Annotated in this window: 20 protein-coding genes and 1 tRNA gene; 10 read left to right on the forward strand and 11 right to left on the reverse strand. The window is 53.0% G+C overall.

Going from position 1 to position 24,671, the window contains the following annotated elements:
* Positions 1-339: 339 nt before the first annotated feature.
* The gene (locus VMW85_04530; GenBank protein ID HUT27293.1) at positions 340-3,639 is read left to right on the forward strand and encodes a CARDB domain-containing protein; all 3,300 of its coding nucleotides are present in this window, start codon (positions 340-342) and stop codon (positions 3,637-3,639) included.
* 83 nt (positions 3,640-3,722) lie between these two features.
* On the opposite strand, the gene VMW85_04535 is transcribed toward VMW85_04530, so the two are convergent.
* From VMW85_04535 to VMW85_04555, 5 genes are all read right to left on the reverse strand, one after another.
* The gene (locus VMW85_04535) at positions 3,723-5,429 is read right to left on the reverse strand and encodes a type II/IV secretion system ATPase subunit (GenBank protein HUT27294.1); all 1,707 of its coding nucleotides are present in this window, start codon (positions 5,427-5,429) and stop codon (positions 3,723-3,725) included.
* A gap of 6 nt (positions 5,430-5,435) precedes the next feature.
* Positions 5,436-6,245, reverse strand: coding sequence for a type II secretion system F family protein (locus VMW85_04540; protein HUT27295.1), 810 nt, complete (start codon positions 6,243-6,245; stop codon positions 5,436-5,438).
* Between the two features lie 99 nt (positions 6,246-6,344).
* On the reverse strand, positions 6,345-7,385 hold the full coding sequence (locus VMW85_04545) for a type II secretion system F family protein (GenBank protein HUT27296.1): 1,041 nt from the start codon (positions 7,383-7,385) through the stop codon (positions 6,345-6,347).
* On the reverse strand, positions 7,385-9,133 hold the full coding sequence (locus VMW85_04550; protein ID HUT27297.1) for a type II/IV secretion system ATPase subunit: 1,749 nt from the start codon (positions 9,131-9,133) through the stop codon (positions 7,385-7,387). Before VMW85_04550 ends, VMW85_04545 begins: the two co-directional genes overlap by 1 nt.
* A 5-nt stretch (positions 9,134-9,138) precedes the next feature.
* Complete coding sequence (locus VMW85_04555) at positions 9,139-10,104, reverse strand: hypothetical protein (protein ID HUT27298.1); 966 nt, start codon at positions 10,102-10,104, stop codon at positions 9,139-9,141.
* Between the two features lie 215 nt (positions 10,105-10,319).
* On the opposite strand from VMW85_04555, the gene VMW85_04560 reads away from it, so the two are divergent.
* Together VMW85_04560 and VMW85_04565 are read left to right on the forward strand one after the other, a co-directional pair.
* Positions 10,320-10,425: transfer RNA gene (locus VMW85_04560), tRNA-Phe, on the forward strand.
* A 52-nt stretch (positions 10,426-10,477) separates the two neighbouring features.
* Complete coding sequence (locus VMW85_04565; GenBank protein ID HUT27299.1) at positions 10,478-10,921, forward strand: hypothetical protein; 444 nt, start codon at positions 10,478-10,480, stop codon at positions 10,919-10,921.
* On the opposite strand, the gene VMW85_04570 is transcribed toward VMW85_04565, so the two are convergent.
* The gene (locus tag VMW85_04570) at positions 10,918-12,645 is read right to left on the reverse strand and encodes an ATPase domain-containing protein (protein ID HUT27300.1); all 1,728 of its coding nucleotides are present in this window, start codon (positions 12,643-12,645) and stop codon (positions 10,918-10,920) included. The two genes, VMW85_04565 and VMW85_04570, sit on opposite strands and share 4 nt — an antisense overlap.
* 381 nt (positions 12,646-13,026) lie before the next feature.
* On the opposite strand from VMW85_04570, the gene VMW85_04575 reads away from it, so the two are divergent.
* The 4 genes from VMW85_04575 to VMW85_04590 are packed head-to-tail and all read left to right on the forward strand — an operon-like array spanning position 13,027 to position 15,570.
* Entirely contained in the window at positions 13,027-13,197 is a 171-nt protein-coding gene (locus tag VMW85_04575; protein ID HUT27301.1) for a hypothetical protein, read from the forward strand.
* 48 nt (positions 13,198-13,245) lie between these two features.
* Positions 13,246-14,304, forward strand: a complete 1,059-nt coding sequence (locus VMW85_04580) for a deoxyhypusine synthase family protein (GenBank protein ID HUT27302.1) — start codon at positions 13,246-13,248, stop codon at positions 14,302-14,304.
* A gap of 6 nt (positions 14,305-14,310) precedes the next feature.
* Positions 14,311-14,862, forward strand: a complete 552-nt coding sequence (locus tag VMW85_04585) for a DUF531 family protein (protein HUT27303.1) — start codon at positions 14,311-14,313, stop codon at positions 14,860-14,862.
* 39 nt (positions 14,863-14,901) lie between these two features.
* Positions 14,902-15,570: a hypothetical protein gene (locus VMW85_04590; protein HUT27304.1), complete on the forward strand. Its 669-nt coding sequence runs from the start codon at positions 14,902-14,904 to the stop codon at positions 15,568-15,570.
* A gap of 1 nt (position 15,571) precedes the next feature.
* Here the strand turns inward: VMW85_04590 and purM are convergent, their stop codons facing one another.
* Entirely contained in the window at positions 15,572-16,597 is a 1,026-nt protein-coding gene (purM, locus tag VMW85_04595) for a phosphoribosylformylglycinamidine cyclo-ligase (protein HUT27305.1), read from the reverse strand.
* A gap of 90 nt (positions 16,598-16,687) precedes the next feature.
* On the opposite strand from purM, the gene VMW85_04600 reads away from it, so the two are divergent.
* Genes VMW85_04600 through VMW85_04610 form a run of 3 tightly spaced genes read left to right on the forward strand, consistent with a single transcriptional unit; the run spans position 16,688 to position 18,225 of the window.
* The gene (locus VMW85_04600) at positions 16,688-17,311 is read left to right on the forward strand and encodes an RlmE family RNA methyltransferase (protein HUT27306.1); all 624 of its coding nucleotides are present in this window, start codon (positions 16,688-16,690) and stop codon (positions 17,309-17,311) included.
* A gap of 32 nt (positions 17,312-17,343) precedes the next feature.
* Positions 17,344-17,589 (forward strand): hypothetical protein, encoded by a 246-nt coding sequence (locus tag VMW85_04605; GenBank protein ID HUT27307.1) that lies wholly within the window; start codon positions 17,344-17,346, stop codon positions 17,587-17,589.
* A gap of 9 nt (positions 17,590-17,598) precedes the next feature.
* Positions 17,599-18,225, forward strand: a complete 627-nt coding sequence (locus tag VMW85_04610; protein HUT27308.1) for a fumarylacetoacetate hydrolase family protein — start codon at positions 17,599-17,601, stop codon at positions 18,223-18,225.
* On the opposite strand, the gene VMW85_04615 is transcribed toward VMW85_04610, so the two are convergent.
* The 4 genes from VMW85_04615 to VMW85_04630 all read right to left on the reverse strand — a co-directional run bounded on the left by VMW85_04615 (position 18,222) and on the right by VMW85_04630 (position 24,661).
* Positions 18,222-20,963: a DEAD/DEAH box helicase gene (locus VMW85_04615; protein HUT27309.1), complete on the reverse strand. Its 2,742-nt coding sequence runs from the start codon at positions 20,961-20,963 to the stop codon at positions 18,222-18,224. The two genes, VMW85_04610 and VMW85_04615, sit on opposite strands and share 4 nt — an antisense overlap.
* A 12-nt stretch (positions 20,964-20,975) precedes the next feature.
* A complete protein-coding gene (locus tag VMW85_04620; GenBank protein ID HUT27310.1) occupies positions 20,976-22,688 on the reverse strand; it encodes a chloride channel protein in 1,713 nt (570 codons plus the stop codon).
* 67 nt (positions 22,689-22,755) lie between these two features.
* Positions 22,756-23,940: a (Fe-S)-binding protein gene (locus VMW85_04625; protein ID HUT27311.1), complete on the reverse strand. Its 1,185-nt coding sequence runs from the start codon at positions 23,938-23,940 to the stop codon at positions 22,756-22,758.
* Positions 23,941-24,136: 196 nt separating this feature from the next.
* On the reverse strand, positions 24,137-24,661 hold the full coding sequence (locus tag VMW85_04630) for a ferritin family protein (GenBank protein HUT27312.1): 525 nt from the start codon (positions 24,659-24,661) through the stop codon (positions 24,137-24,139).
* Positions 24,662-24,671 lie beyond the last annotated feature (10 nt).

Consider the following 24,671-nt stretch of genomic DNA (forward strand, 5'->3'; position numbering starts at 1 on the left):
AATCTGCCAATCAGCGGGGCGCATGTCAATATAACCGAGTATTCTGGACAACCTGCGACATACTACTATGATGGATCAGTAAGCCAAACTCCACCTCAAGGCGTGCTAGATTATCTAGGCCGGGATGCTAGTAATTTCAAGATCACTGATAATTTCGGACAGGTAATCATACCCCTTAGGACAGACCTGATCAACCCTGATTGGGAACCCAACTCTTACTCGGTGGAGGGTTACTCTGTTTCAGTGGAGTATATAGATGCGAGCTCTGCTTGGTATAACGTATTAGCAGATGTTCCAGGGTTCGATTCCTATCCAAATCTGGACGATCAAATCGTATACATGTCTATCAACCTCCCGACCAGCGTAAACGACCTGAAAGTGATGGGGACCTCCGTCCTAGAGTTGGTCGATAAGGTAATGACAATCCAGGGAAACATAATCGTCGAGGATGAAGGTTACCTGGCATTAGTTGGCACACAATTGAACATGAGGCAGGACCCCAACCAGACGACAAGCATAACAGTCCGAGATAACGGTACACTGGTCTTCGATGAGGGAACTCTAACATCGAATCTCCAACTTATCGTGTATCTGTTCGATAACGGCCGTCTATATCTCAATGACTCCACACTAGGCTCGGATGTAACGGTCATCATGGACGACTCATCCATGATCTATGCAGAAGAGACGAGTGTAATGGGCGATATAAGGGCCCCATCGAGTTCTGAGGGTACCCTTGTGGCCCTGAACACAACATTCTACAGCGCCTGGTCATATTTCGGGGGCGATGCACAGGCCGAGTTGACCGGGGTTACGATCATCGGAAATCCGCCCATCTCCCCGATGGAAGGCGCAGTCGTGACGGTATATCGCTGGTTGCTGGTATCTGTCTACGATGGCACTGGTGAGCATACCATCCCCGAGACCATTGTGGAAGTTCGTAAGATAAATACTGATGGCAATTACGGAAACCTGGTAAGCAGCGGTATCACCGATGACAATGGGACCTTAAGGGTCAGGGTCCTCAGTGCCATCGTTACATCTGCTGGTTTCATCCCTAACTTAGGATATGGGCTGAACGCCACATATTGGTACGGTCCCACAAATTACGAGTCTACCATTGTTCTAACTCAAGTTCCTTATCCTGACTTGAACGGGGCGCTGGATGGAGACGATGTCGAGGTAAGGCTCGATATCCCAGACGCAAAACCTGATATCGATTTACCGTTCACAGTGTCCGACCAGTCCCCCTCGCGCGGGGAACAGGTGACCCTAACCGCGGTCATCAATAACATTGGAGTTGTAACGGCCTACGATATTCTTGTGAGGTTTGAGGACAACAGTACTGGTGGTAAGATCCTGATCGCCGACCGTGTGATCGACGAATTGGCTCCGGAATCCAACGTCACCGTGTCGGTCACGTGGACCGCCAGCTATCCTCTCGGGAACCACACGCTAAGTGTCACTGTCGATCCCCTGAACGAAATTCCCGAGCTCAATGAGGACAACAATTACAATTCGACCGATGTCACAGTGATCGGAGTCCCAGATCTAGCAATCAACTCGACCGACATCACAATAGACCCATCATCACCAGTAAGAAACAAGTCCGCATCCATATCCGCGAACATCAGGAATATTGGCGACAATGCCACTACGGAATTCTGGGTCATATTCAAGGATAATGGGGTCGAGTTCGATCGCTTCAACATCAGCAACCTGCCCGCTGGCCAGATGAACACCGCATTAGGGGATTGGTTACCAAACACCCCTGGTATCCACACCATCACAGTGGAGGTCGATGGGGATCATGAGGTCAATGAGAGCAATGAGAACAACAACGTCGCCACTAAGTCCGTTAATGTTCTAGATTATCCGGATCTCGTGGCGTCAAGCGTCAGCTTCATGGTCGGTGGGTTGGCCACCAACAGCGCGTACATTGGGGAGGAGGTTACCTTAAAGGCCACAATATTCAACGTGGGCGAATCGGTAGCTGAACAATTTGATGTGGCGTTCTGGCTCAATGATGCAGAGATCATTGGGGTAGTGAGGGTTGATACTCTATCCGTTGGCGCTTCCAAAACGATTAGCATGGTCTGGGTGGCCGAGATAGTGAGTGGTCAGGGCATTTATCAGAATAATACGATCACTGTCATTGTCAACCCACCGACCGACTCCATGTTCGATCACATGAACGAAATGGATGATGATGTTAACGATAACAACAGGGCATCTCAGGTGCTACAAGTTATCGATAATCGCCCCGATATGGCCCTCAAAAATGTCTTGATCCAATCTGTCGGTGCGAACGTCACATCGGGTGTGATCGGCGAGAAAATCACCATCTTGTTCGATGTGGAAAATGTCGGCATTATCGATGCCACCAATGTGAAAGTCGAAGTCTATCTAAGGAACGAAACCCTGGATATTCTATTGTATAGCCAGGTGAGAAATTTCGAGGTTGGCGAGATTCTTCAATATAGCACAAACTGGGTAATCAATGCCACCTCTGGAAATTACTCTTTGGTGATAATGGTCGATGCCGGAGATGAATCGGAATCAGATAATAATCTGATAGACCTGGATTTCACCATAGCCGTTCCCAATCCTATTATCACCATCAATCTAGGTGGGAAGACAGATTACGCTCCTGGGAGCAGCATCTTCGTTCAAGGAACGGTATTACAGACCGGGAACAACGCTCCACTGATTGGCCAGGTGGTCAAGGTAAAAATTATTGATTCAAACGGTTTCACCTTGATCAATGAGGTTAGTACTACAACCAATGACAATGGCCAGTTCGCCATCCACATCCCAGTTCCCACTGGGAAGGAAGGACAACAGACGTTACATGTGACAGTAGAGACCATCGAGGGCGAGTTCTCTCAGGAGACGAACATCGATATTATCGCCCCCTTCGCTCCTGAGACCATTCCTACCTGGGTATACCTTCTGATAATCGCTATTGTCATATCGGTCATCGTTATCTTCTCTCTGTATCTCTACCGGGTCGGACTGGGTAGGATGGTGGAGTGCGGTAACTGTGGCGCTTTGATCCCCGATGCGTCAAAGCACTGCCCGAAGTGCGGGGTGGAATTCGAGGTTGACACAGCAAAGTGTAGTGAGTGCGGAGCTTGGATATCATCAAAATCGGAAAGCTGTCCCGAATGCGGCGCCAAGTTCATGACCGAACCAATCGAGGTCGGTCAAGCTCCTGGTTACATCGAGGCCATGAGGAAGCAGTATGATGAGTACATAGATGGCTTCCGCGAGCAGGCCAAGGCCGCCCTAGGCAACAAGTACTCCGAAGAGAAGTTCATGGAGTGGCTTCGGACCGAACCCAACTATCTGCCCTTCGAGGAGTGGCTGCGAAAGGAGGAGATGAACCGGAGGTCCGGCGTCTTCCCCTGCCCTTCGTGCGGCACTCTAAACCCGCGCGACTCCAAGATATGCAACCGTTGCGGCACTGTATTCGAACAGAAGGCTGCTGAGGAGGCTCCGATCGAGGAGAAGAAGAGTCCCTTCAGGCGGATAGTCAGGAGGTCTGGAGAGACTAAAAAACAGCCCAAGGAGGAATCGGTCGAATCAATGACAGAACAGTCGACCAAAGAGGAAGAGGGCGAGAACAAGACCGAATAAACCTCTTTCTTTTTTTTTAATTTTTTATATTCATCACGCAGATGACATAACAAAAAATGGAGTTTAAAAAAATTACAGGACGTTTAGTCCTGGCTCATGACCTCGCGCACTTCCTTCATGACTTTGTCAGGGTTTTTGTAATAAGTGGAAATGATCTTGGCCACTTGACGGTAGTTGTCCACCCCGGTCTTCTTCATATATTCCAGGATTTCCGTTCTACGTCTCCATTCCCTCTCCATCTCCCTTGGGGACCAGCTCTTGATGGTCCTTACCTTCTCGAAGATGTAGGAATGTCCACTATAGTTGAACGAATCATCCGCGGGATTCCAGGTGAAGGCCGAGTTTGTGATGAGCTCTCCAGTTTCCGGGTCCATGCCCACAATCTCGGTCAAGGACTTCACACGTCTGGTCATCTTGGTGCCGACCTTGACCTGTGCCTGCAGCATCACAACGTCCAGGGCTGTAATTAGAGCCCGAGGCAGATTGATCGGGTCGTTCTCCATCCTGTGCACCATGGCCTGTACGTCCTCTGCGTGGAATGTAGAAAATGAAATCGTGCCTGTAGCCATGGCCTGGAAGACCACATACGCTTCCTGACCACGCACCTCTCCGACCATCAGGTATTGCGGCCGCTGCCTGAGCGCCGCCGTCAGAAGATCGTACATGTCCACGGAACCGGAGGTGGTGCTCTTTCGTCCACCGAATGACTCTCTTGTAAGCCCTGGTATCCAGTTCTCATGTGGCAGATTCAACTCCCTGGTGTCTTCGATGCTGATGATCTTCATTTGCGGGGGTATGAAGAGCAACACGGCGTTCAGGGTGGTGGTCTTACCGCTGGCAGTACCTCCGCAAACCAGCATGGAACTTCCGAACTCTGTGGATATCCACAGATAGGCCATCATTTCCGTGCTCATCGTCTTGAATCGTAGTAGATCCACCGGTGTGAACGGGTTCTCCTTAAATCGCCTGATAGTAAATGAGGAACCACGTTTGGTCACGTGCTTCCCCAAGGTGGCGTTCAATCTCGATCCGTCTGGTATCGTGGCATCCAGCAACGGTTCGGCCACCGAAATGTGCTTTCCGCACTTTTGAGCCAGCCAGACTACGAACGAATCATCTTCCTCATCTGTCTCGAATTTCACGTTGGACTTGATGGAACCATACTTGCGATGGAATATGTATAACGGGATGTTCACCCCATCACAGGAACAATCTTCCACGTTGGGGTCGGTCATCATGGCATCGATGGCCCCATAACCGATGAAGTCCCTACGAAGGTAGTAATGGATCCGTTCTCTGGAATCCATGTTCAGATTTACCTCCATGGTGTTGAGCAGGTCATCCGTCACCTCTCGTAGAATGGCCTCCTTCTCACGAATAGCGGCGTAATCGGCCTGGTTGATGGTCAACACGATGCTGTTCTTCAGCATCTCCAGGAGTATGGCCTCGTCCTCGGACAGTAACGGTTCGATTACCTCGTATAGATATTCGGAGGCGATGTTGTCAAACTTGATACGTACGTATGAATAGGGTTCCAGTACCGGGGCGATCTCCACTTCGTCTATGTAGCTCTCGGTGATCTTGGGGATCTCGGTTATCAGACCATTGAATCGATTCTTGTCATCGTTCAGGGTAGGCATCATTACCCGTACTGGCTTTTTTGAAATGCGATGCACCATCTCTAAATAATGGTCTTTAAAGGTCGGTTTCTTGGACCGTTCGAACCGCAGGTCACCTTTCTCAATAAGTATCTCTAGGTCCTTCAGTGGCTCCTTTCCGATCATGGACATTCTTCATCACCCCAATACCCTGGTGCCGATCAGTCCCAATACAAGCATGATGAAGGAGTGACGGAACCCGTTCGATAACCTGCCGTCCTGCAGCACTCCGGCTAGTATTCCATCGCCGAAGGCATGTATGACCACTGAGATGATGAATATCAGCTGCACCTGAGGCACCACATCCGCCTGCACCTGCACTGGTATGCCTCCAATATCCGGGGCGTCCTCACTGATCTGCGTCCCGGCCTCTACCATTCGGGGCAAGAACGTGGAATTAAGTATGAAGATGGTGGCTAGGAAAACGGCGAAAGCCACATAGATGACCACGGTGTAGGTCGACATGGCGATGCTTCTTTCGTTTCGGTTGAGCAATGTCTCGCGAGCGTCGTGCGCCACCATGTCCAATACGTCGGCAACGTTCCCGCCAGCGTCGTTAGCCTTTATGACTATGGAGGTCATCCTCCGTACCAACGGAGTATCTACACGGTCAATGAACAGTTTGATGGCATCCGTGGCTGGAACTCCCCAATCTATCTGTGCGGCCATCCTTTGGATCTCTGGGGTCAGGCTACCGTAACGACCATGAGATGAGACCTTGATGGATTCGGCCAGGGTCATGCCGAAGCGCCCGCCCTCTGAAACATCACGTAGGAAATCGGGTAATCTGGACTCGATCTGCCTTGTCTTCTTGAACTGATTAGTGGAATAGAAACCATAAGGGCCGCAGACAGCCATCAGACCTATGGCCACCCAATCTATCCAGTCCAATCCGGTCTCCAGTCCCCCAATGGCGTCCAGAAAGCCAATGAAGAAGAATAAAGCCATAAATACCCCACCGATAATGAGTAGGCTCCTGCTATAGTCCCTCTTCTTGAGGGTCAGTTGACGTATGTCTAATAGTTCTTTTTCAGTCATTTCCTCACCTCACATCGTGGACTCCTTGGTAATATTCCAGATGAAGAATATGAACCCGAACTGGGAGAACGGAACCATCAATCCGACCACCAGATAAAGCAATAGGATCGTGGTGTCCGTGTTCCCGCCCGCTCCTGGCACTATGGCCATGATGGCCATGATGACGATGAGGAAAAGGGGGAAGGCCACCACCACTGTGACGAACGACTCGGCCATCAATCCCAGCGTCTCCAATTGCGATTTTATCTCCAGTCTATATTCCTTCTCGAACTGCTCGGCCTTCTGTAGGAAATACGGTTTTAGCTGACCTCCAGACGTGGAGGTCGTGACCACTCCCTGTAAAAATTCCTGAAAACGAGTGGACGGTGTACGCTGGGCCGCCCGGTTTATCGCGGTCAGGATATCGGTTCCCAGCAGATCTGTGTCCCTAGTGATCCATTCCGCTTCGTTCTTGATCTCGCCATATATGGGCTGTCGAGCCAGCTCTTTGAAGATGATATCAACGTTGACATCAGCGCTGGCCATAGCCGAAATGAAGCTCATGGCGGCGCCTAGGCGCTTATTTATATCCCTCATCCTAGTTTTTGATCGTGAACTAGGAATCGAGCTTAAGACCACATATGTAAGGACGGGGGGCAGCACCACGATCATCACGGAGAATATCAGCACCATTCCGGTTTCAATGCCGATGAAGGAAATAAGTATCCCGCCGAAAAATAGCGAGGCCGTGACGGAAAGGATGCCAACGATCAAGGTCGTCATCCAAATGTACGCAACGTATTCCTCCTGGCGTAACCTCATATGTGCTTGTAGTAGGGAAAGTTCCAATTTGGGGTTGAGCTTCATGCGGCTCGTGACCATCTTTCCTATGGTTCGCCAGCAAAATTCCTGATATGAGGTGAGCTTTACGTAATCGGGTACCACTCCTTCAGGCAATTTGATGATGCGCGGCCCCAATTCGACATTGTGCTGGGGCACGAGGCTCTTGGTACGCAGATACGATTTATTTGTAGAATCAATACGAGTGAAAAGATCTCCTTCACCAGTCATCAGTTCACCTCCATTGCTTCAAGGTCCTTATGTATGCGATTTAGGGTCTTTTCATGATCCTTGTAGTACGAATTTACCAGGTTCCAGATCTCCTGGTGATTACGTATGTCCTTCTTTAACATGTAATTAAGGACCTCTTTGCGGCGATCGAATTCGGCCATCATCTCGTCGTGTGTCAGGGACCTCATCTCCATGATCTTGTCAAAAAGGAACGAATGTCCCTTAAAAATGAAACGGTCGGTGGCGGGGTCCCACTCATAGACGGTGTTGGTGATCAGCTCGTTCGTTTCCGGCTCAAAGCCCACGATCTCCACTATCTGTTTCATTCGGCGAACGAAATCGTTGCCCACTTTCACCTGGGACTGAATGAGCACGTTGCGTAACGCGGTCAACAGTATCCTGGGGCAGTTGATCGGTGGATTTTCCAGCCTATTGACCATGCTTTTCACGGAGTCGGCATGCATAGTTGAATAGGTACTATGACCAGTGGCCATGGCCTGGAACATGATGTACGTCTCTTTTCCACGGACCTCGCCCACGATTATATAATTGGGTCTTTGACGCAGTGCCGCGCGGACAAGATCATACATATCGATCTCCCCTGCAGTACGGCCGTCCTTATCCTTCTCCCCCACGCCGGTCCTGGTAGCCCCTGGGATCCAATTCTCGTGCGGGAGATTGATCTCACGCGTATCCTCTATCGTAACGATCTTTGCTCCCGGTGGGATGAATATGGCCAGAGAATTGAGGGAGCTGGTCTTGCCACTCGCAGTTCCGCCGACCAATATCATGGACTCGCCGTTCTCCACTCCGATCCACAGGTAGGCCATCATTTCTGGGCTGACCGTTTTGTGTCTCATGAGGTCCGTAGGTGTAAAGGGTCTGTTCTTGAAACGTCGGATAGTGAAGGTAGAACCCCTTGTAGTGACCTCGCGGGAATAGGTGGCCTGGACACGGTGACCTTCGACAGTTGTCCCGTCCAAGATCGGCATGGCGACCGATATCTGCTTGCCACTCCTTTGAGCCAGAGTAACAACGAACGAGTTCAGAAGATCCTCATTGGTAAAGATAATGTTGCTGCGCGTGCTCTCCCACTTGCCGTGGAATATAAAGAGAGGGACATTGAAACCATCGCAGGATATATCTTCCACCATATCGTCGCGCATCATGACATCGATCACGCCATGACCGACGAAATCGCGGGTTATGTAATATCCAATGCGCTTTTTTGTGATATTCTCCACCTTCACCCCCCTGGTGCGGATGAAACTTTCCACGCTTTCGCGTAGATACTCCTCTTTATCAAGCTGGGTAAGCTTCTCCCACTCGTAACCCATAGTTCGGTGAAGAGTATCCTTTATCAGGTCCAGCAGTTCCTGCTCCTCGTAGGTGAGCGCTGGTTCGATGACCTCATACAGGTATTCGCTCAGATTATTATTGTAAGTGATACGCACGAACGCATAATCGGCAATCACTGTATACTGGTCCAGCACCTCTATGGCCGGGTCTGTAATATCCGGGATCACAGTCACTGCCGAGCCGGGGCGAACCGATACGGCCAGTTCCCGTGATGGAACCATTACCCGACTGGCCCGGTTGGGAGCCATCCTGCGCAGTAATTTCAGATAGGAATTGCGCATGCGTTCTGAGGTGCTGATGGTGGCCCATTCCTTCTGATCCTGGTCCTCTTGGGGTGCGGGGAAGTTCTTGTTCCCCGGTTCTGGTTCCTTGGAAGCATTCACCATCATTCCACCTAGTACTCCAGTTCAATAAAGACGTAGCCACGGTTATGGGTGAACTGGTCTACGTTATGTATCGTCAATGTAATCTCATATACTGAACGATACGCATCTATCGTAACAGTCTCGTTGAGCGTATAGTCACCATCGGTCTCATTCAAGCCAGCCTCCATCGCGGTCTCCCTGATGAAGCTCATCCAGGTGGTATTATATCTGGTCGTGAAGACCATTGTCAGATCACCGTTATCATCACCGTTGGATTGGCATAGGTAATAGGTCTGGGAATCATGATAGATCAGGTCAATGGCCGCTCCGGCATTTCCCAGACCGCTCACGGAGCTGTTCTTACCGATGAGGTCCACCTGGTCAAATTGGGCATTTACGGTCCCGTCACCATTCAGTATGAAGTCCAGGGAGGGCCCGGCCCGCATAGCCATGCCATCCTGCTGATAGATCATGAGCGCTCCATTCTCGTAGGTGTACCACTGCTGAACATAATAGCGATTAGGACCGTAGAACTCCATACACCCTCCACCATTCTCATTAAAAAGGGTAGGGCTACCACCTTCGATGGAATAGTGGAAGTTCTCTCTCACCCCTGAATCAATAGAACCAGTGGGTTTTAAAAAGAGGTACCCCGCAGTGGCCGAGGCAAAAACTGGTACGCCGTCAGATCCCAAGGTGAACGGCTGATACATGTTGATGGTCGATTGGCCTGTGACCTGGGCGTTGACCACCAGGCTATCGATCTTCCCTTTAATGTCCCCGAACTGGTTAAGTACCTCATCCATATGGCTCTTCTCATTCTCTTTCATCCATATTGGTATGTAGGTATTGGTGAACATGGTAAGGAACGTCAGGAAGACAAGTAGAGCCATAATTGTGCCAATTACGGAGGCAACACCTTCCTTATCCTTCTTGATGAACTTGGAACGACTAGACGCACTGAATTGTATTCGGTTTCCGGAACGTTCCCCCATGCTGGTAACCTCAAAATCGCCTGGATGTTTTACGTAATTCGGACTATATAAATATGTCGAGAAAAAATGAAAATAAAAAAACTGAGGACTGGCTTATAAGTGAATTTAGTGCTAAAATCATCGAAAAGAACTGATTTTTCATAGTTTTCTGTCTCGAACCGAATCGAAGGCCAAGGAGCAAATTATTTAATCGTCCTCAATTATCGGGTGCCTAAGCCGCAGTAACTCAGTTGGGAGAGTGCAAGACTGAAGTCCCTCACGGTGAAAGCCTGGAGGATCGAAATCTTGAAGTCGCTGGTTCGAGCCCGGCCTGCGGCACCATCCTTTTTCTCATCAACGAATTGAATGGTAATGTTCTAAAAGGAAAAAGTTGATGCGGTTCACGAAGCCCATGCAAATCAAGTCCTTCGAAACCACCACCATTGAGGCCAAGAGATTTTCCAAGGCCGGTGAGAGAATGGCCAATATCAAGATCGAAAACAACAGCGCCATCACTCAGATATCAAAGGGTGAGGACGACCTATCGCACATCGATTTCCGCTTCACCGCCAATTATACTGGGCTAGGCTACATCAAGATCGAAGGGCGGATCACCGTTTCTGAACTAAGCGAAAAGACCATGGACGACTGGAGGAGAACAAACAACCTCCCGGTGGACGACGCCAACGCGGTGCACAATGCCGTGGTAGGCAACAGCATGCTATCTGCACTGCTTATTTCTAGGGAGATCAAGCTTCCCGCCCCGATGCCCATGCCGCGTATCAACATGCAGAAAAAGCCGGAAATACGCCCTAGCGACGGCGTGGAAGTAGCCTAACGAATGTGGTCCAGGGCGAATGATCCTATTGTCAGGGCGCTCTTGGTAGCCGTGTAACGTATGTAGGCTCGGGACTGAACGTCACTTATACCTTTGATGGCGAAGAAGGTCTTCAGCTGGTCAACCTTGAAGTCCACCATGCCATCCATGATTGAGCCAAGCATCTGGATCTCCGGTTCGCTGTGCATGCCCTTCTCCACAACGAACAGGCATACCGCCTGGTCCTTCTTGCGCCTGCCGCATAACGGGCTCAGGAATCGGAAGGCCGAGTTCGGATCGGAATACGCAATAAGCGTGGAAACGGAACGGAATATCAGACGATAGTACTCATGCTTGGTCTTGAATTCCCGGGCTATCTCCTCCACAACCTCGCTCAGTTTCGCGTGATCGTTCGGCTCATCGACATAGGTGGTGTAAGGGTCCTCGGCGTCGTCCCCCATGGCCCGACTGTAGTTATCAACATACTTCACCAGGCCCAGTTTTTCGTACTCCTCGTACCCGGACATGATGAAAAGCATCTCCGCCCGGACGTCCTTGGCCGTTTTATCGGTGAGAACGATTATTGATGGGACCCCTTTTCGTAGACCCTCCACGACGAAGGTGTCCGCCATGACCTCCTTCCCCACGAACGGTGGTCCATGTAGCATAATGTTGGTTCCGATCGGCAATCCGCCGAGCAAAAGGTCGTCGAAACGCGGAATTCCGGTCTTGACCTTTCTTTCCTGGATCTCCAGTGCCCTCTCCTGCTCCCGATAGGTGATCTCATCCTCTATGAGTCCCTGTTCCCGGAGGCGCAGCTCCTCCTGCTTAGCCAGGACGTAGCGCTCCTTGGCCCTCAGCTGCTCCTCCTTGGAAGCGACCTCGGCCTTCAAGGACTCCAGCTTCTTCATGAGCTCGGCCTCTTCCAGTCCACCGGTCTCCCGCTTCATCTCCTCGAGCTTGTGCCTTTCCCCGGTGTAGATCTTCTCCCTGTACATCAGGTCCTCTTCTCGGCGGATCAGCTCGTCTTCCTTGTAGGTGATAGCTTCTCGGATCCGGTCAAGTTCCTCTTCCTTGTCTTTCAGGCGCACACGAAGCGCGTCGGCCTCTTGCTTGAGGGTGAGGAACTCCCTCTCTTTGGACTGCAGCGACTCCAGTTTTCCGATCAGGTCGCCACTTACTGTACTACCATTGCTTCTGAGGACAGCAAGTTCATCATCTTTTAGCTTCAGTTCGATCTTGATCTTAGCTAGTTCGGTCTCCAGGTTAACGCTCCGTTCGTTGAACTCGGCCTCCTGATGACGCCACTGCCCCTCCTTTTCCTTAAGCTCGGCGTGGAACCTCTCCCTCAGTTCAGACTCCTGGCTCTCCATGAGCCCGTTGCCCTCGTTCAATATTGGGGTTTTGGTCTCGCGCCCTCGAATTAGATTTCGCTCTTCGATCAAGGCCTGCAGGCGGTTGGCGATTCCCTCGTCCTGATTGGCCGTTGTCTCGCCAGCTAATAATGTTCGGACCGCCGCCAACTCCGTTTCGTATCGTTCCACGCGCTCCTTTAGTTCAGCCAGCTCGTCCTCGGGGACCATTTCCCCCTCTTCTCCTAACCAGCTGAGCAGCGCAGAACCTTGTCCTTCCCCGTCTAACCATTTGCTCAGGCGTTCCGTTTCGGCCGAATCGGAAGCTCCACTATCCTTCTCTCTACGCTCTCCTACCGTCCGTAGGTCGTCCCGATCGTCTTCCTTGGTCATTCCTTCAATCGCATCCTCGGATGAACCAGTATATCCATTAAATTAATGGAAGAGGACTCTTTGGGTGGATATTTAATGTTTTAGGACCACTCTCATTTTTTGATATCGAATCCGTGATGTCGATACCGGTCAGAAAAAATATTTTGCGAACGATGTTATATTTAGATAAATATAATAATATAAATTTAATATAACCTTTTAATCCCGAATCATCGAACTTAAAAATGACAGATGCGTTGCATATTTAGATACTAATCATCGGGTTTTACCGTTCAGCAACCTTGCTGGCCAGCAAGCTCTCGGGGAGTATTACGTAACAAAAACATATATATGCAACGTTACAATTAAGAAAGAACTTAGATTTGGGCCAGGGGTCTGCAAATGGAGAAGAGGGTGCATATCAAGATCGATCGCAATAGCGACTTCACGCTACGCGAGGTCTTGAAAAAGATCGAGGAGATCCAAGCGGAAAATCCAGAGCTGGATGTATTCTTCGACGGGGATGATTATGCCATATGCAGCCGGCCAAGGAAGGTCAAGGGCAGGGTTTAAGGCTCATACCGTTCTAGCGGTTTCAATTAACAGATGCGAGGGTTAGAATTGTTAGAGAAGGAAGACGTGCTGAAGGAGAAGGTCAAACCGATCGACTTCGATAAGATAGTGACCGTGAAGGACCTGATGGATGCCTACAAGGACTCCTCGGTGCAGAGCCGGGCCCTGGCCACATGCGCAATCGTTTTGGAGAAGGCCCTGAAGGACCCGGCCCGTCCCACGATCATCCTGGGATTGGCCGGACCTCTGGTGGCCGCCGGTCTGAGAAAGGTCATCGCCGACATGATCAAGTTCGGTCTTGTGGACGCCATAGTGACCATCGGTGCCATACCCTACCAGGACTTCTATCAGGCCCGGGGTTACAGTCATTATAAATGCTCACCCCGCTGCGATGACCTCGCTCTGAGGGAGCTGTTCGTAGATAGAATATACGACACCCTGGTAGATGAGGACAAGTTCAGGGAGACCGATGAGGTCATCGGTGACATCGCCGGGGAGCTGGAACCTAAAGGCTACAGCAGCCGGGAGTTCATGGAGATACTCGGTTCCAGCATCGATGACGAGGGATCCATACTCTATAACGCCGTCAAATATGGGGTGCCGATCATCGTTCCGGCCTTGAACGATTCTTCCATTGGCATCGGGCTCACCGGGCTGTACTATAAGAGAAGGATGGCCAACGAGCCGTTCATGCGATTAGATCCCATCCGTGACAACTGGGAGATAACCCAGATCAAGATACAATCGGAGAAGACCGCTGTGATATACATCGGTGGCGGAGTGCCAAAGAACTATATCCAGCAGACCGAGGTCATCTGTGAGACCCTCGGTTACGACAGAGGTGGTCATCACTATGCCGTGCAGATCACCCAGGACACCCCTCAGTGGGGCGGACTGAGCGGGTGCACCTTTGAAGAGGCGCAGTCATGGGGTAAGATAAACCGCGATGCGAACAAATCGGTGGCTTACGTGGAAGCGTCCATTGGCCTCTCGCTCATGGTCGGCTATATATTGCAATCCGGGGTTTGGAAGGACCGCAAGCGCCTTAAGTACACTTGGGACGGCGATATGTTGACCAAGACGGAACAGGTGCCTCTGGGGCTCTGAGGGCGAATGGAACGCCGATCCGGCCGAGCTACCATAGCTATTCATAACTCCTACGATCCCCGGGTGTTCCGTGAGGCGCACAGGCGCATCCTGGCCCGCGCGGGTCCGTTGGCCCTGGCCTACGATCTTAATCTGGCTACTTTCGGCTTCCCCTTCCCGGACGATCTTCATCTTCCTTTGGAACTCGCCGAATGGGTGGCAGCGTCCACATCAATTGGCGAAGATGGTTCTTACTTGAGGGAACTGGCCGTCAAGGGTCGCTTCCAAAACTTCCCCTATCCCGCACGGGGCATACCGCCGCAGTTGGGCATACCAGTGCTGACCACCTGCGATCCCGACCCGCGAAAGCGTCTTGAACTAGAGGACATAGCCTCGATGTTGCTCGGTGGACAGAGCGTATGTCTGATATTCGGCGCTGGACCCAAGGGCGTACCGAAGGAAGTGCACGAATTGGCCAGACATCATCTGGACATAACGTTCAACGGTCATTCTCTAGAGACATGCACGGCGCTGGGAGCGGTGGCCGCCGCCCTGGCCCACAGGTTGCGGGCTCGTTAGGAGTGAAGTTTAATGGTATCTCAGGGACGTTTGAAAATCGTGGAAGACAGAGCTCTCAAGTTCCGGGTCAAGGGGTGGTCGATCCTTTCTTTCTCCCTGTTAACGATCTCCCTCATCATGACCTTCCAGGGTGGACTCTACATCGATGTCGACGGTCAACGCTTGGGGCTGGGAACTCTGCTCTGGCTCCCTGGTCTGATAGCTTCCTGTTCCTGTCTTTGGCTCCTTATGACATTGTCAGGGGCACGAACCGACATTTCCCTGCCGATATCATTGGCGGCGTTGGCGGGGGCCGAGGTCTGCGCCCTCCTGCTACCGATACGGGAGATATCCGGTCTGAATTGGGGGGGCGGGAACGGACTGGTCCCAGCTATTTCCTTCGCGTCCCTGGCATTGACCGCACTGACCTGGACGGCCACCCTAAAGATGGACCCTCTGCGACGGAACTGGTGGACCTACGGGGTGGCGTTGGTGGCAACGGTGCTGATCGGCCTGATATTATCGTACCAGTACTTCTGGTTCCTGCAAGGGGTCATGGCCACATCATTGGCCGGGGCATTGACATGGGGGCTGGCATACGACCATCGTCTCCAAGCATGGAATAACAATAAGAAAAGGTTCGGACCACAGGCGCCAGGAGTGGTTTTCCTGACCAGTTTCTTAGCTCTCCCGCTGCTGATGATAGGCCTGCCCTATCTCATGCAATAGATCAATAGGTATCGTAGTGCACGTTCAACGATGGAATGCCGCAACCGGCACCCTTGATCACTCGCCCTACTTTTTTCGCCTTTTCTCCCAGGATCGACAGCGCCTCTTCCACGTTCTCTTCAGGCAATATTATGCCGTACCCCATCCCCATGTTGAACGTCTTATACATCTCGAGGTCCGTGACCCCGCCCATGCTCTGGATTACCTTGAAAATTGGATGGGGATCGATGGGGTCTGTGATCTGGTACTGCAACCCCTTCTTCAGGCGCACGAAGTTCTTCAGCCCGCCCCCGGTGACGTCCACCATTCCGGTGACCTTTACCTCCCTGGTCAGTCTAAGCACATCGCGTACGTAGATATCGGTAGGCGTCAACAGTTCCAGGCCGATGCTCCTGTCCAATCCATCGACGTGATCATCCAATGAAACATCTGCCGACTCCAGCACCTTTCGTGCCAGGGTCATGCCGTTGGAATGAACGCCCGAAGAGCGCAGTCCGATGATGGCGTCTCCCTCTCGCACATCACCCCCGGTTACCATATCAACCTTGCGCACCAATCCCAATGCCGTTCCGGACAGATCGACCCCCCTGACGAGCTCTGGCAGGACGGCGATCTCCCCTCCTATGATGTCGACGTTGGCCAGCTCCGCGGCCTTGTTCAAACCGATACCTAGCTGGTCGGTGATCTTTTCGTCTGGGTGGTCTATGGCAATATAATCGACGAAAGCGAGCGGCTCCGCCCCTACGCAAATGGTGTCGTTGACGTTCATGGCCATGCAATCTATGCCCACAGTGTCCCACTTGTTCAGCGCCTCGGCGATCAGCAGCTTGGTTCCCACTCCATCGGTGGCCATGGTCAATATGTGGTCTCCCATCTCTACCAGTCCGGTGAACTGGCCGGGAAGTTCCACCATACGGACATCACCCTGGCGCCGGTATTTCAGATGGCCTACCAGCGCGGATATGGCCAACGATTTTCGGTCGATGTCCACTCCCGCCTTGGCATAAGTCCATTCGCTTTCCTTCATTGCCTCACCCAATGCCGAATCACCCCTGCCGATTAAAAATAATCGGTCGTGCAATGGTTTTTTATCCTGCGAGGACTTGGGCAGTTCAGCATGTCCAAGAACTGGATAAAGGAACGGCGAAGCGATTTCTACTATCGTAAAGCGAAGCAGCTGGACTATCGTAGCCGTGCCTCATTCAAGCTTATTCAGATCAACGATCGTTTTGAAATGATCAAAGGGGGCATGACCGTAGTGGACCTGGGAGCCGCCCCGGGGGGTTGGCTCCAGGTGGCCGCGGAACGCGTCGGACCCAAAGGCAAGGTGGTTGGCGTGGACCTGCAGTCCATCGTTCCATTGCCAGGGGTGCAGACCATAAAGGGGGATATCCGCCATGCGGAGGTACGCGAGCAACTGCTGGAATTGACCGATGGGAAGGTCGATCTGGTCATGTCCGATATGTCGCCTAACATTTCGGGTAATTATTCAATGGACCACGCCCGCTCCATAGAACTGTGCGAGATGGCCTTGGACTTCGCCGTTCAGACATTGTCCCCTGGCGGTAAATTGATCATAAAAATGTTCGATGGCAACATGAGCAAGGAATTCTTTACTCAGGTGGAACGCTACTTCGGTTCGGTCAAGCGACATTCCCCAAAGGCCTCCCGCTCTAGCAGCTCAGAGATATATATCGTGGCCAAGGGGTTCGGTAAGGGCAAGGATGGCCAGAGCAGCTAAGCTTTTATCCATCGATGCTCATTTAGCCACCGATGTTGACCTACATAACGATCATGTTCAATACCGAAGGCCGCCGTCCCTCGGAGGTCTTTGACGCTCTGAACAATATGGGCTTCCAGCCCACCACTGGCAATTACGATGGTGTGTTCAAGTGGGACAAGAAGGCCACACTGGACGATGCTATATACATGGCAGACCGGGTGTATCTCACCCTGAAAGGTACCGGTGCCATGTTCAAATTGGAGACCGTGGGTGAGAACGACGACCCCTGTGATTGAGCTGGCAATATGAGGTGTGGCAAGATCGTCTGCGTAGGGCAGAACTACCGGGCCCACATAAAGGAGATGAGCTCGGATGAACCGGTCGAGCCAGTATTGTTCTTGAAGCCGTCAACCGCTTTGATCGGTGACGGAAGGACCATAATCATCCCTCCGGACATCGGAACGGTGCACCACGAGATCGAGCTCGCCCTCATCATCGGTCGTTCAGGAAGGAACATCTCCGCGGACAAAGGGTTGCAGTATGTGCGATCTGTGGCGGTGTTCAATGACGTGACCGCCCGAGATATGCAGTCCGTTGCCCGCAAGGCAGGGTTGCCATGGTCCCTTTGCAAGGGCATGGACACCTTCGCTCCCATAAGCGATCCGATGCCCCTGCGTGAGATCGGGGACCTGCGCTCCTTGGACCTTGAGCTGAAGGTCAACGGGGAGCTGCGGCAGAAGGGCAACACCGCTCAGATGATATTCGCCCCGGAGGAGCTGATCTCCTACATATCGAGGTTCATGACCCTGGAGCGGGGTGACATAATCGCCACCGGGACACCCAGCGGGGTCGGACCGATCAAGCACGGTGATGAGGTATACGCCTCCATACCTGGGGTGGGAAGCCTGACCAACAAGGTTCGGAACGGCTAATCCCAGAAACGCTTGGTGCGGGCGTAGTTGATCTCCGCGCTCAATATTTCGCGCAGAAAATCGTCTTCGTTCTCTAAAAAACTGCCCAAGATACGGGCGGCCGTATCCGCACCCACACCGCGCCCGCTCAATGCCAGCATGGCCTTTCTGCCGTCTCTCTGTACCAGGGAGGCGTTCTTGAAGAGACGGCGCAGTTCTTTCTCCTCATCTTCCTTCAGGTCCTTCTTCCTGAGCAGACGGATGTTTTCGCGGTTGTAGCCGTTGAGGGCGGCGATCATCTGTCCCCCGCATTTTTGACACAATATGTGGTGGGGGGCCTCCTTGGTCTTGAGCCTCCACTGCGTACCGCAGTTCAGGCAGGACATATGCAGGCTCTCCTCCTCCAGCCTTTTCTTCAAGGCCATGAGTATGGAATGATCGGCACGCTGGGGGGTGATCAGTTCCTTGGAATGGGAGAGGCCGGCCTTGCCTATGGGTGAAAGGCCGCATATGGCGATATCGATGGCCCCCGACCCAATGTCCTTTATGACCTGGACCGTACGATCGACGTCGAAGTCCTCCCACAATACCTTGTCCACCGCCTCCTTCATCAGCGATGAGTTCTCATATGCCTCCACCAAACGCCCGAAGCTGACGTTCTTGTAATCGGCGTCCCGGTCCACCGCCCCGAACTTCTTGGCCACGAACACGAAGCGCCAGCGCATGTGGCTGGAGTTCTTCATGACCAGACGGATGAGGCTTTCGACCGTGGCTGCATCGATGGAGCGAAGGGTCTCCACGATCAATGCTGGGCGCACGTCCCTCGGCAGGTCTATGATTACTCTGTAAGGGTCCGTCGTCACTGCCACGCTTTCTCCGAGACGAGCGGACAAAAGCACCGAGATCATCTTGGATATGGTCTCATTGACCTTGCTGCCGAAGCACATGTTCAATATGGCCAGCTTATTCCCGATCTCTAGTGTGATACGCCGGTCGGTGGGCATGGGAAAGCCGTCCCGATGCTCCTTCAGGTAATCGTCCAGGATCTGGTAGGCCACCGCGTCCCCCTGATACAGACCTGTATCGTATCCCTCACGCATGCGACCCACCTCTTGGGCCACCTCGAACGGTACCGGCAGGTCCTCGCCCACCCATGAGGGAATGGAGCCGATCTCCTTGACCTGTTCCACCAGTAGTTCATCGTCCATGATCTCCACGATGCGCCAGGAACGCCCGCGGGTGATGAACGTAGCATACGGCTCGGCGAAAGAGATCACGAAGCTCTCGTCCAGGGTGCCTACGATCTTTCGCGTCCCTATGTCCCTGATCTTGTAGGTGCGCTCATCAGGGATCATGGAGATGTTGTCGTAGAAGTACTTGCGACCCCGGGCCGATCTCTTGTACTTGTCCTCGTTCAAGAAGACCAGGCCTATCTCGGCCAGCTGATTCAACACCGTATCGAACTTGCTACGTTCCAGGTCGCGGAAGGGATAGGACCGTCGCACTACCCGGAACGCTCTCTCTATTGACACCGGGCCGGCCACGGTCATTGAGACCAACTGGTTGGCCAGCACGGTCAGCGGCTCCTTCCTCACCAGCATGGTCTCGTACTCCTCGGCCAAGGCCATCCTGGTCACCACCAGGCTTTCGGCGATCTCGTCCGGTGAGGAGGCGACGATGGCCCCCTCCGTCTTACGGCCGATCTTGTGACCGGCTCGTCCCATCCTCTGGACCAGACGAGAGACCTGGCGAGGAGAGTTGTACTGGATGGCGAAGTCCGAGGAACCGATATCGATACCAAGCTCCAGCGAGGAGGTGCAGATCAAACCCTGCAACCGCTCGTTCTTGAAGTCGTCCTCCATCTCCACCCGGGTCTCCTTGCTGAGCGAACCGTGATGCACTCCCACCCTGAACTCCTCATCCCACAGGTGAAAGCGGGCGGCCAGGGCCTCGGCCGTGTCACGGGTGTTGACGAACAGCAGAGTGGAGTTATGCGACTCTATCAGCTTCTTTGCCAGGCGCATGCAGGCGATGAGCTGAGGATCGCTCTGCAGGGTGCCGGCAAGATCTTTGTCCTCGTCCTTCACCTCCGGGCACTGCACTCCGATATCGATCTCCTTTATCACTCTGGCCCGGATTATTCGTACCATGCGTCCTGAGCCGCCAAGATAATTTGCCACCTCCTGGTGTGAACCGACGGTGGCCGAAAGTCCGACTCGCTGGAATTCCCCCGCTAGCTCTACCAACCTTTCCAAGGCGACCGACAGTTGCGCTCCGCGCTCGTCGTTGGCCAGTTCATGTATCTCGTCCACTACCACGTACTTCACATTGGCCAGGTGGACCCGGAGGTTCTTGCCGGTGAACATGACCTGCAGGGTCTCCGGCGTGGTGATGAGGATGTCCGGGGCGTATTTCGACTGCCTTGTCCGCTCGCTCTGCGAGGTGTCGCCGTGGCGCACCGCCACCCTCAGGTCCAAAGCCTCCCCGAACTCTTCCAGCCGTTTGAGCATGTCCCGGTTCAGCGCTCTCAGAGGAGTGATGTACAGTAACCGCACCCCTTTTCCAGGGGTTTTGATGAGATGGTGCAGCAGGGGCAGCATGGCCGCCTCGGTCTTACCGATGCCGGTCGGGGCAACCAAAAGAACATTGTCTCCGTCCAGCACCGACGGTATCGCTTCGTTCTGAGCCCCGGTCGGCTCTCTGATGTCCATTTCCTCCAGCACCTTGCGGATGCGGGGGTCCAGCAGCTCGAATACCATGTCCTCTTCCTTTCAATAGAGATGATGTACCTCATCACTATGCTCGAGGTATTCCATAATGTCGATGCGGGTAAGCATTCCCAGGAGAATGCCGTTGTCTTGCCCCACAACAAGCATCCGGGATATCTGTTTGATGTTCATGTCCTCGAAGGCCTTGAACGTCGAGGTTCCCGCCCTGACCTTCTCGTAATGCCTGGACATAATATATCCTATCCTGGCGGATGGATCGGAATATTCATCCAGAACCTCTCTGAGCATCACTCCCACCACCATTCCACCGACGTTCACCACCGGGTAAAGGTAATGCGGTTCCTCGGCCGTGCCCCTCCGGGCCTCCTCCACGCTCATCTCCGGGGTCAAAGCGATAGGGTTCCTTCGCATGATCAATTCCACAGGCACATCGTCCAAGACTCCCGGGTCGTAGATGAAGGGTCGTCTGGCCACCTGATTGCGGAACAGGGTCTGATCACCGGTGACGATATAGGAGACGACGGATGCCAACATGACCGGAATAAGCACGGTATAACCCCCTATCACCTCGGCCATGAAAACCGACGCGGCTATGGGCGTTTTGGAGACCCCGGCCATCATGGCCCCCATCCCGGCGATGGCGAAGAGCGGTATAGGCGTCAGACCCAAGACCAGGGCGAAGGCGGACCCTAACGCCCCGCCCATCATAAGGGAGGGAAAGAACACCCCCCCGCTCCCTCCGCTGCCCACGGTGACACTGGTAGCTACCATTTTCATGACGAAAAGGGTCAGTAGGAACCCGATCGAGGTGATGGACCCCTTTATCAGCATCCCTATCTCGTTCTCGGCCAACCCCAGCACCTGAGGGACGAACAGGCCGATGCATCCTACCACCAGTCCTCCGTACATGATCTTGGAGGGCAGGGGCAGGGAGCTGCGTTTGATCAGCCGCTCGGTCAGTTGCATGCTGGAAATGAACAACCTGCCCGCCAATCCTATCAGTATGCCCAGTAATATGATCCCTACGGCGATGACCAGGTCCATCTCCAGATGAATATCGAGGGCCTCGAACAACGGCTCGTATCCATTGAAAGGGACGAAGACCAGGTATGACACCACGCTGGCGATCATGGATGGGATGACCGCCCCTGGCTCCAGATCGTTCTTGTACGGTACCTCGATGGCGTATATGGCCGCTCCCAGGGGCGCCCGGAACACCGCCGATAGACCGGCCGCCGCCCCAGCGATGGCGAAGGTGCGCATATCTCCCTTCTTCAACTTCAGACGGTCGCCGAAGAACGAGGAAATGGCCGCCCCGATGTGCATGATGGGGCCTTCCCTTCCGGCACTGCCCCCAGTACCGATGGTGACCGCGGAGGCCAATATCTTGACGAGCCCGGAGCGGGGCCGAACTCTCCCTCCGTGGTGGTGGATGGCCTCTATCACATAACCGGTCCCTCCCCCGGCCGCTTCAGGTGAGAACCGAGAGATCACGATCCCGGCGATGAGCCCTCCTATGGCTGGTAGGAACAACCGCAGGTACCAGGGTATCTCTGTCGCGTCATAGGATAAATGCCAGATGGCGAGCAGGAGCCACTGGAAGGCCAGAGCTCCAAATCCAGCGCCTACTCCGATCAAAATGCTAAGGGGGATCCACTTACGTAGGTAGTCCTTGAAATCCGCGGTGACTATGCCTTGATACCCGCGTCGAAGGAAATGCGCTGTCCGTGACTGATTGGGATCATCATTGGTCATGTGGCATGGGGACCGTTGGCTCACATACCGAAAAATGAAAAATCGGAAAGGGATTTAATTAAGGAGTTTACTGCGTGGCCGGCTCGGCAACATCCAATGGTTCAGTTGCCAAAGCCAACATCTCACACACGTCCATGACCTTGATCTTAGCGCCGATCTTCTTGGCTGCCTGCTGCAGATTGAGCACACAGAAGGGGCAGGTTGTGGCCAGGATGTCCGCTCCGGTCTCCACGGCCTCCTTTACCCTCTCAACGGCGATGTTGATCGCCAGATCGTTATACTGGCTCTTGTAACCGCCACCGGCACCGCAGCACCGGGACCTCTCCCGGATGTTCTTCATCTCCACGAACTCCACTCCCGGAATGGCCTTTATAGCCTCTCGCGGCTCATCGTAGACCTTGGCGTGACGCCCTAGATGGCACGGGTCGTGGTAGGTGACCTTGGCATTGATCTCCTTGGTGAACTTGACCTTCTTCTCCTTGATCAGCTTGCTGGCGAACTGGGCGAAGTGGAACACCTCGAAGGTTGGGTGGGAGTAGTACTTTCCATAGTCGTGGATAGTGGTCTTATAGCAACCCGCGCAGGCAGTTACCATGGCCTGGGCCCCCATATGGTCGACGGCATTGATGGTGTGCTCGGCGAAGCGGTACGTCAGACCGGTCTGTCCCGTTCTGAGCGCGGGAGATGTACAACACCATTCATCCCCTTCCAATATGTTGGTGGAGACCCCGCAGCGGTTTAGGAAGAGAATGCTGGTCTTCGCCAGGTTCTGCATGCGGTAGGATGCGGTGCATCCGGCAAAGAAGACCACATCGGGGTTGTCCGTCTTTGGCACGGCCGGATACCAGGCGCCTCTCTTATCTTTCGGCTCACCGTAGGGGTTGCAGACCTCCTCCAGGCGTTCCTTGATCTTCTTATGGGCTGGCATGGGGCCGTAACCGTTCTCGACGCACCATTCCCGAACCTTCTCCCAGAACTCAGCGAAGTCAATACCTACATGGCAGACAGTGGAGCAAGCGGCACAGGTGGTGCATCTGAACAATGCATCTACGAACTCATCGTCGATGACGACCTTACGGCCCAATAATTTATCCAAAGCGGTCCTCTTGCCCAGTTGGGAGATGTAATAGACCTTCCCGCGGGGTGTGACCGATTCCCAGGGTGTTTGGTTCCACGTCTCACAAGTGCGAATGCAGTAACCGCATTGAAGGCAAGCTTGAATTTCCCTTTCTATGTTCGGTAATTTTACCATTATGATACCTCTGAGCCCAAATGAGGAAGATTGGCAGAACACCAACCCTGTTTAGAGTGTGCAGTATGCATGTCCAACCTGTATTAAAGTTTTTTCAGCTCATCAATCGTAATGGCTAAATCATATAAGAAACAAAAATATATTTAAAATAATTATCATGTAAGAAGGTGGGCCACAGGTCGATCTCCCTTCATATCTAACCTTCCAAGATCGGAGAGTAACCGTACCAGGCACCCTCGTTCTGCAGCAGGTATAGGTTATCTTCCAGGAGCTTTCGGTGACCCTCCTCGACATGGGCCAATTTCTCCAAAAGGTCATGGGCACCGGGCTCGGTCACCTGGATCGCCGCGCTGCGATACATTTCGACCGACCCGATCTCCACCTTTATTCCGATCTCCAATGCCTTGATCTCGTCCTCCAGGGTCATACAGCGGTCCGGGGGGAATGGGAAGGCCTTCTCCGGGACGATCCCCAGTAACGATCCAGATGGACGTACCTTCCCCAGGTCGGCTCCGGGGGCGATCCTTCTCATCTCCTTTTCGATGCGCTCCTTGTGCTGAACCTCATCTCGAGCAAGCCCGCGAAGCAATGCCGCGCCCTTCTCCTCTCTGGCGCACTTACTGAACTGGCGATAGAACTCGATCCCGAACTCCTCTATCCTCAGCGCTGATGCCAAGATCGACAAGACCTTGTCCTCGCCCTCCAAGCCCTTTCCGTTCATTGAACCCCCT

Source organism: Methanomassiliicoccales archaeon (assembly GCA_035527755.1).
GTDB lineage: Archaea > Thermoplasmatota > Thermoplasmata > Methanomassiliicoccales > UBA472 > UBA472.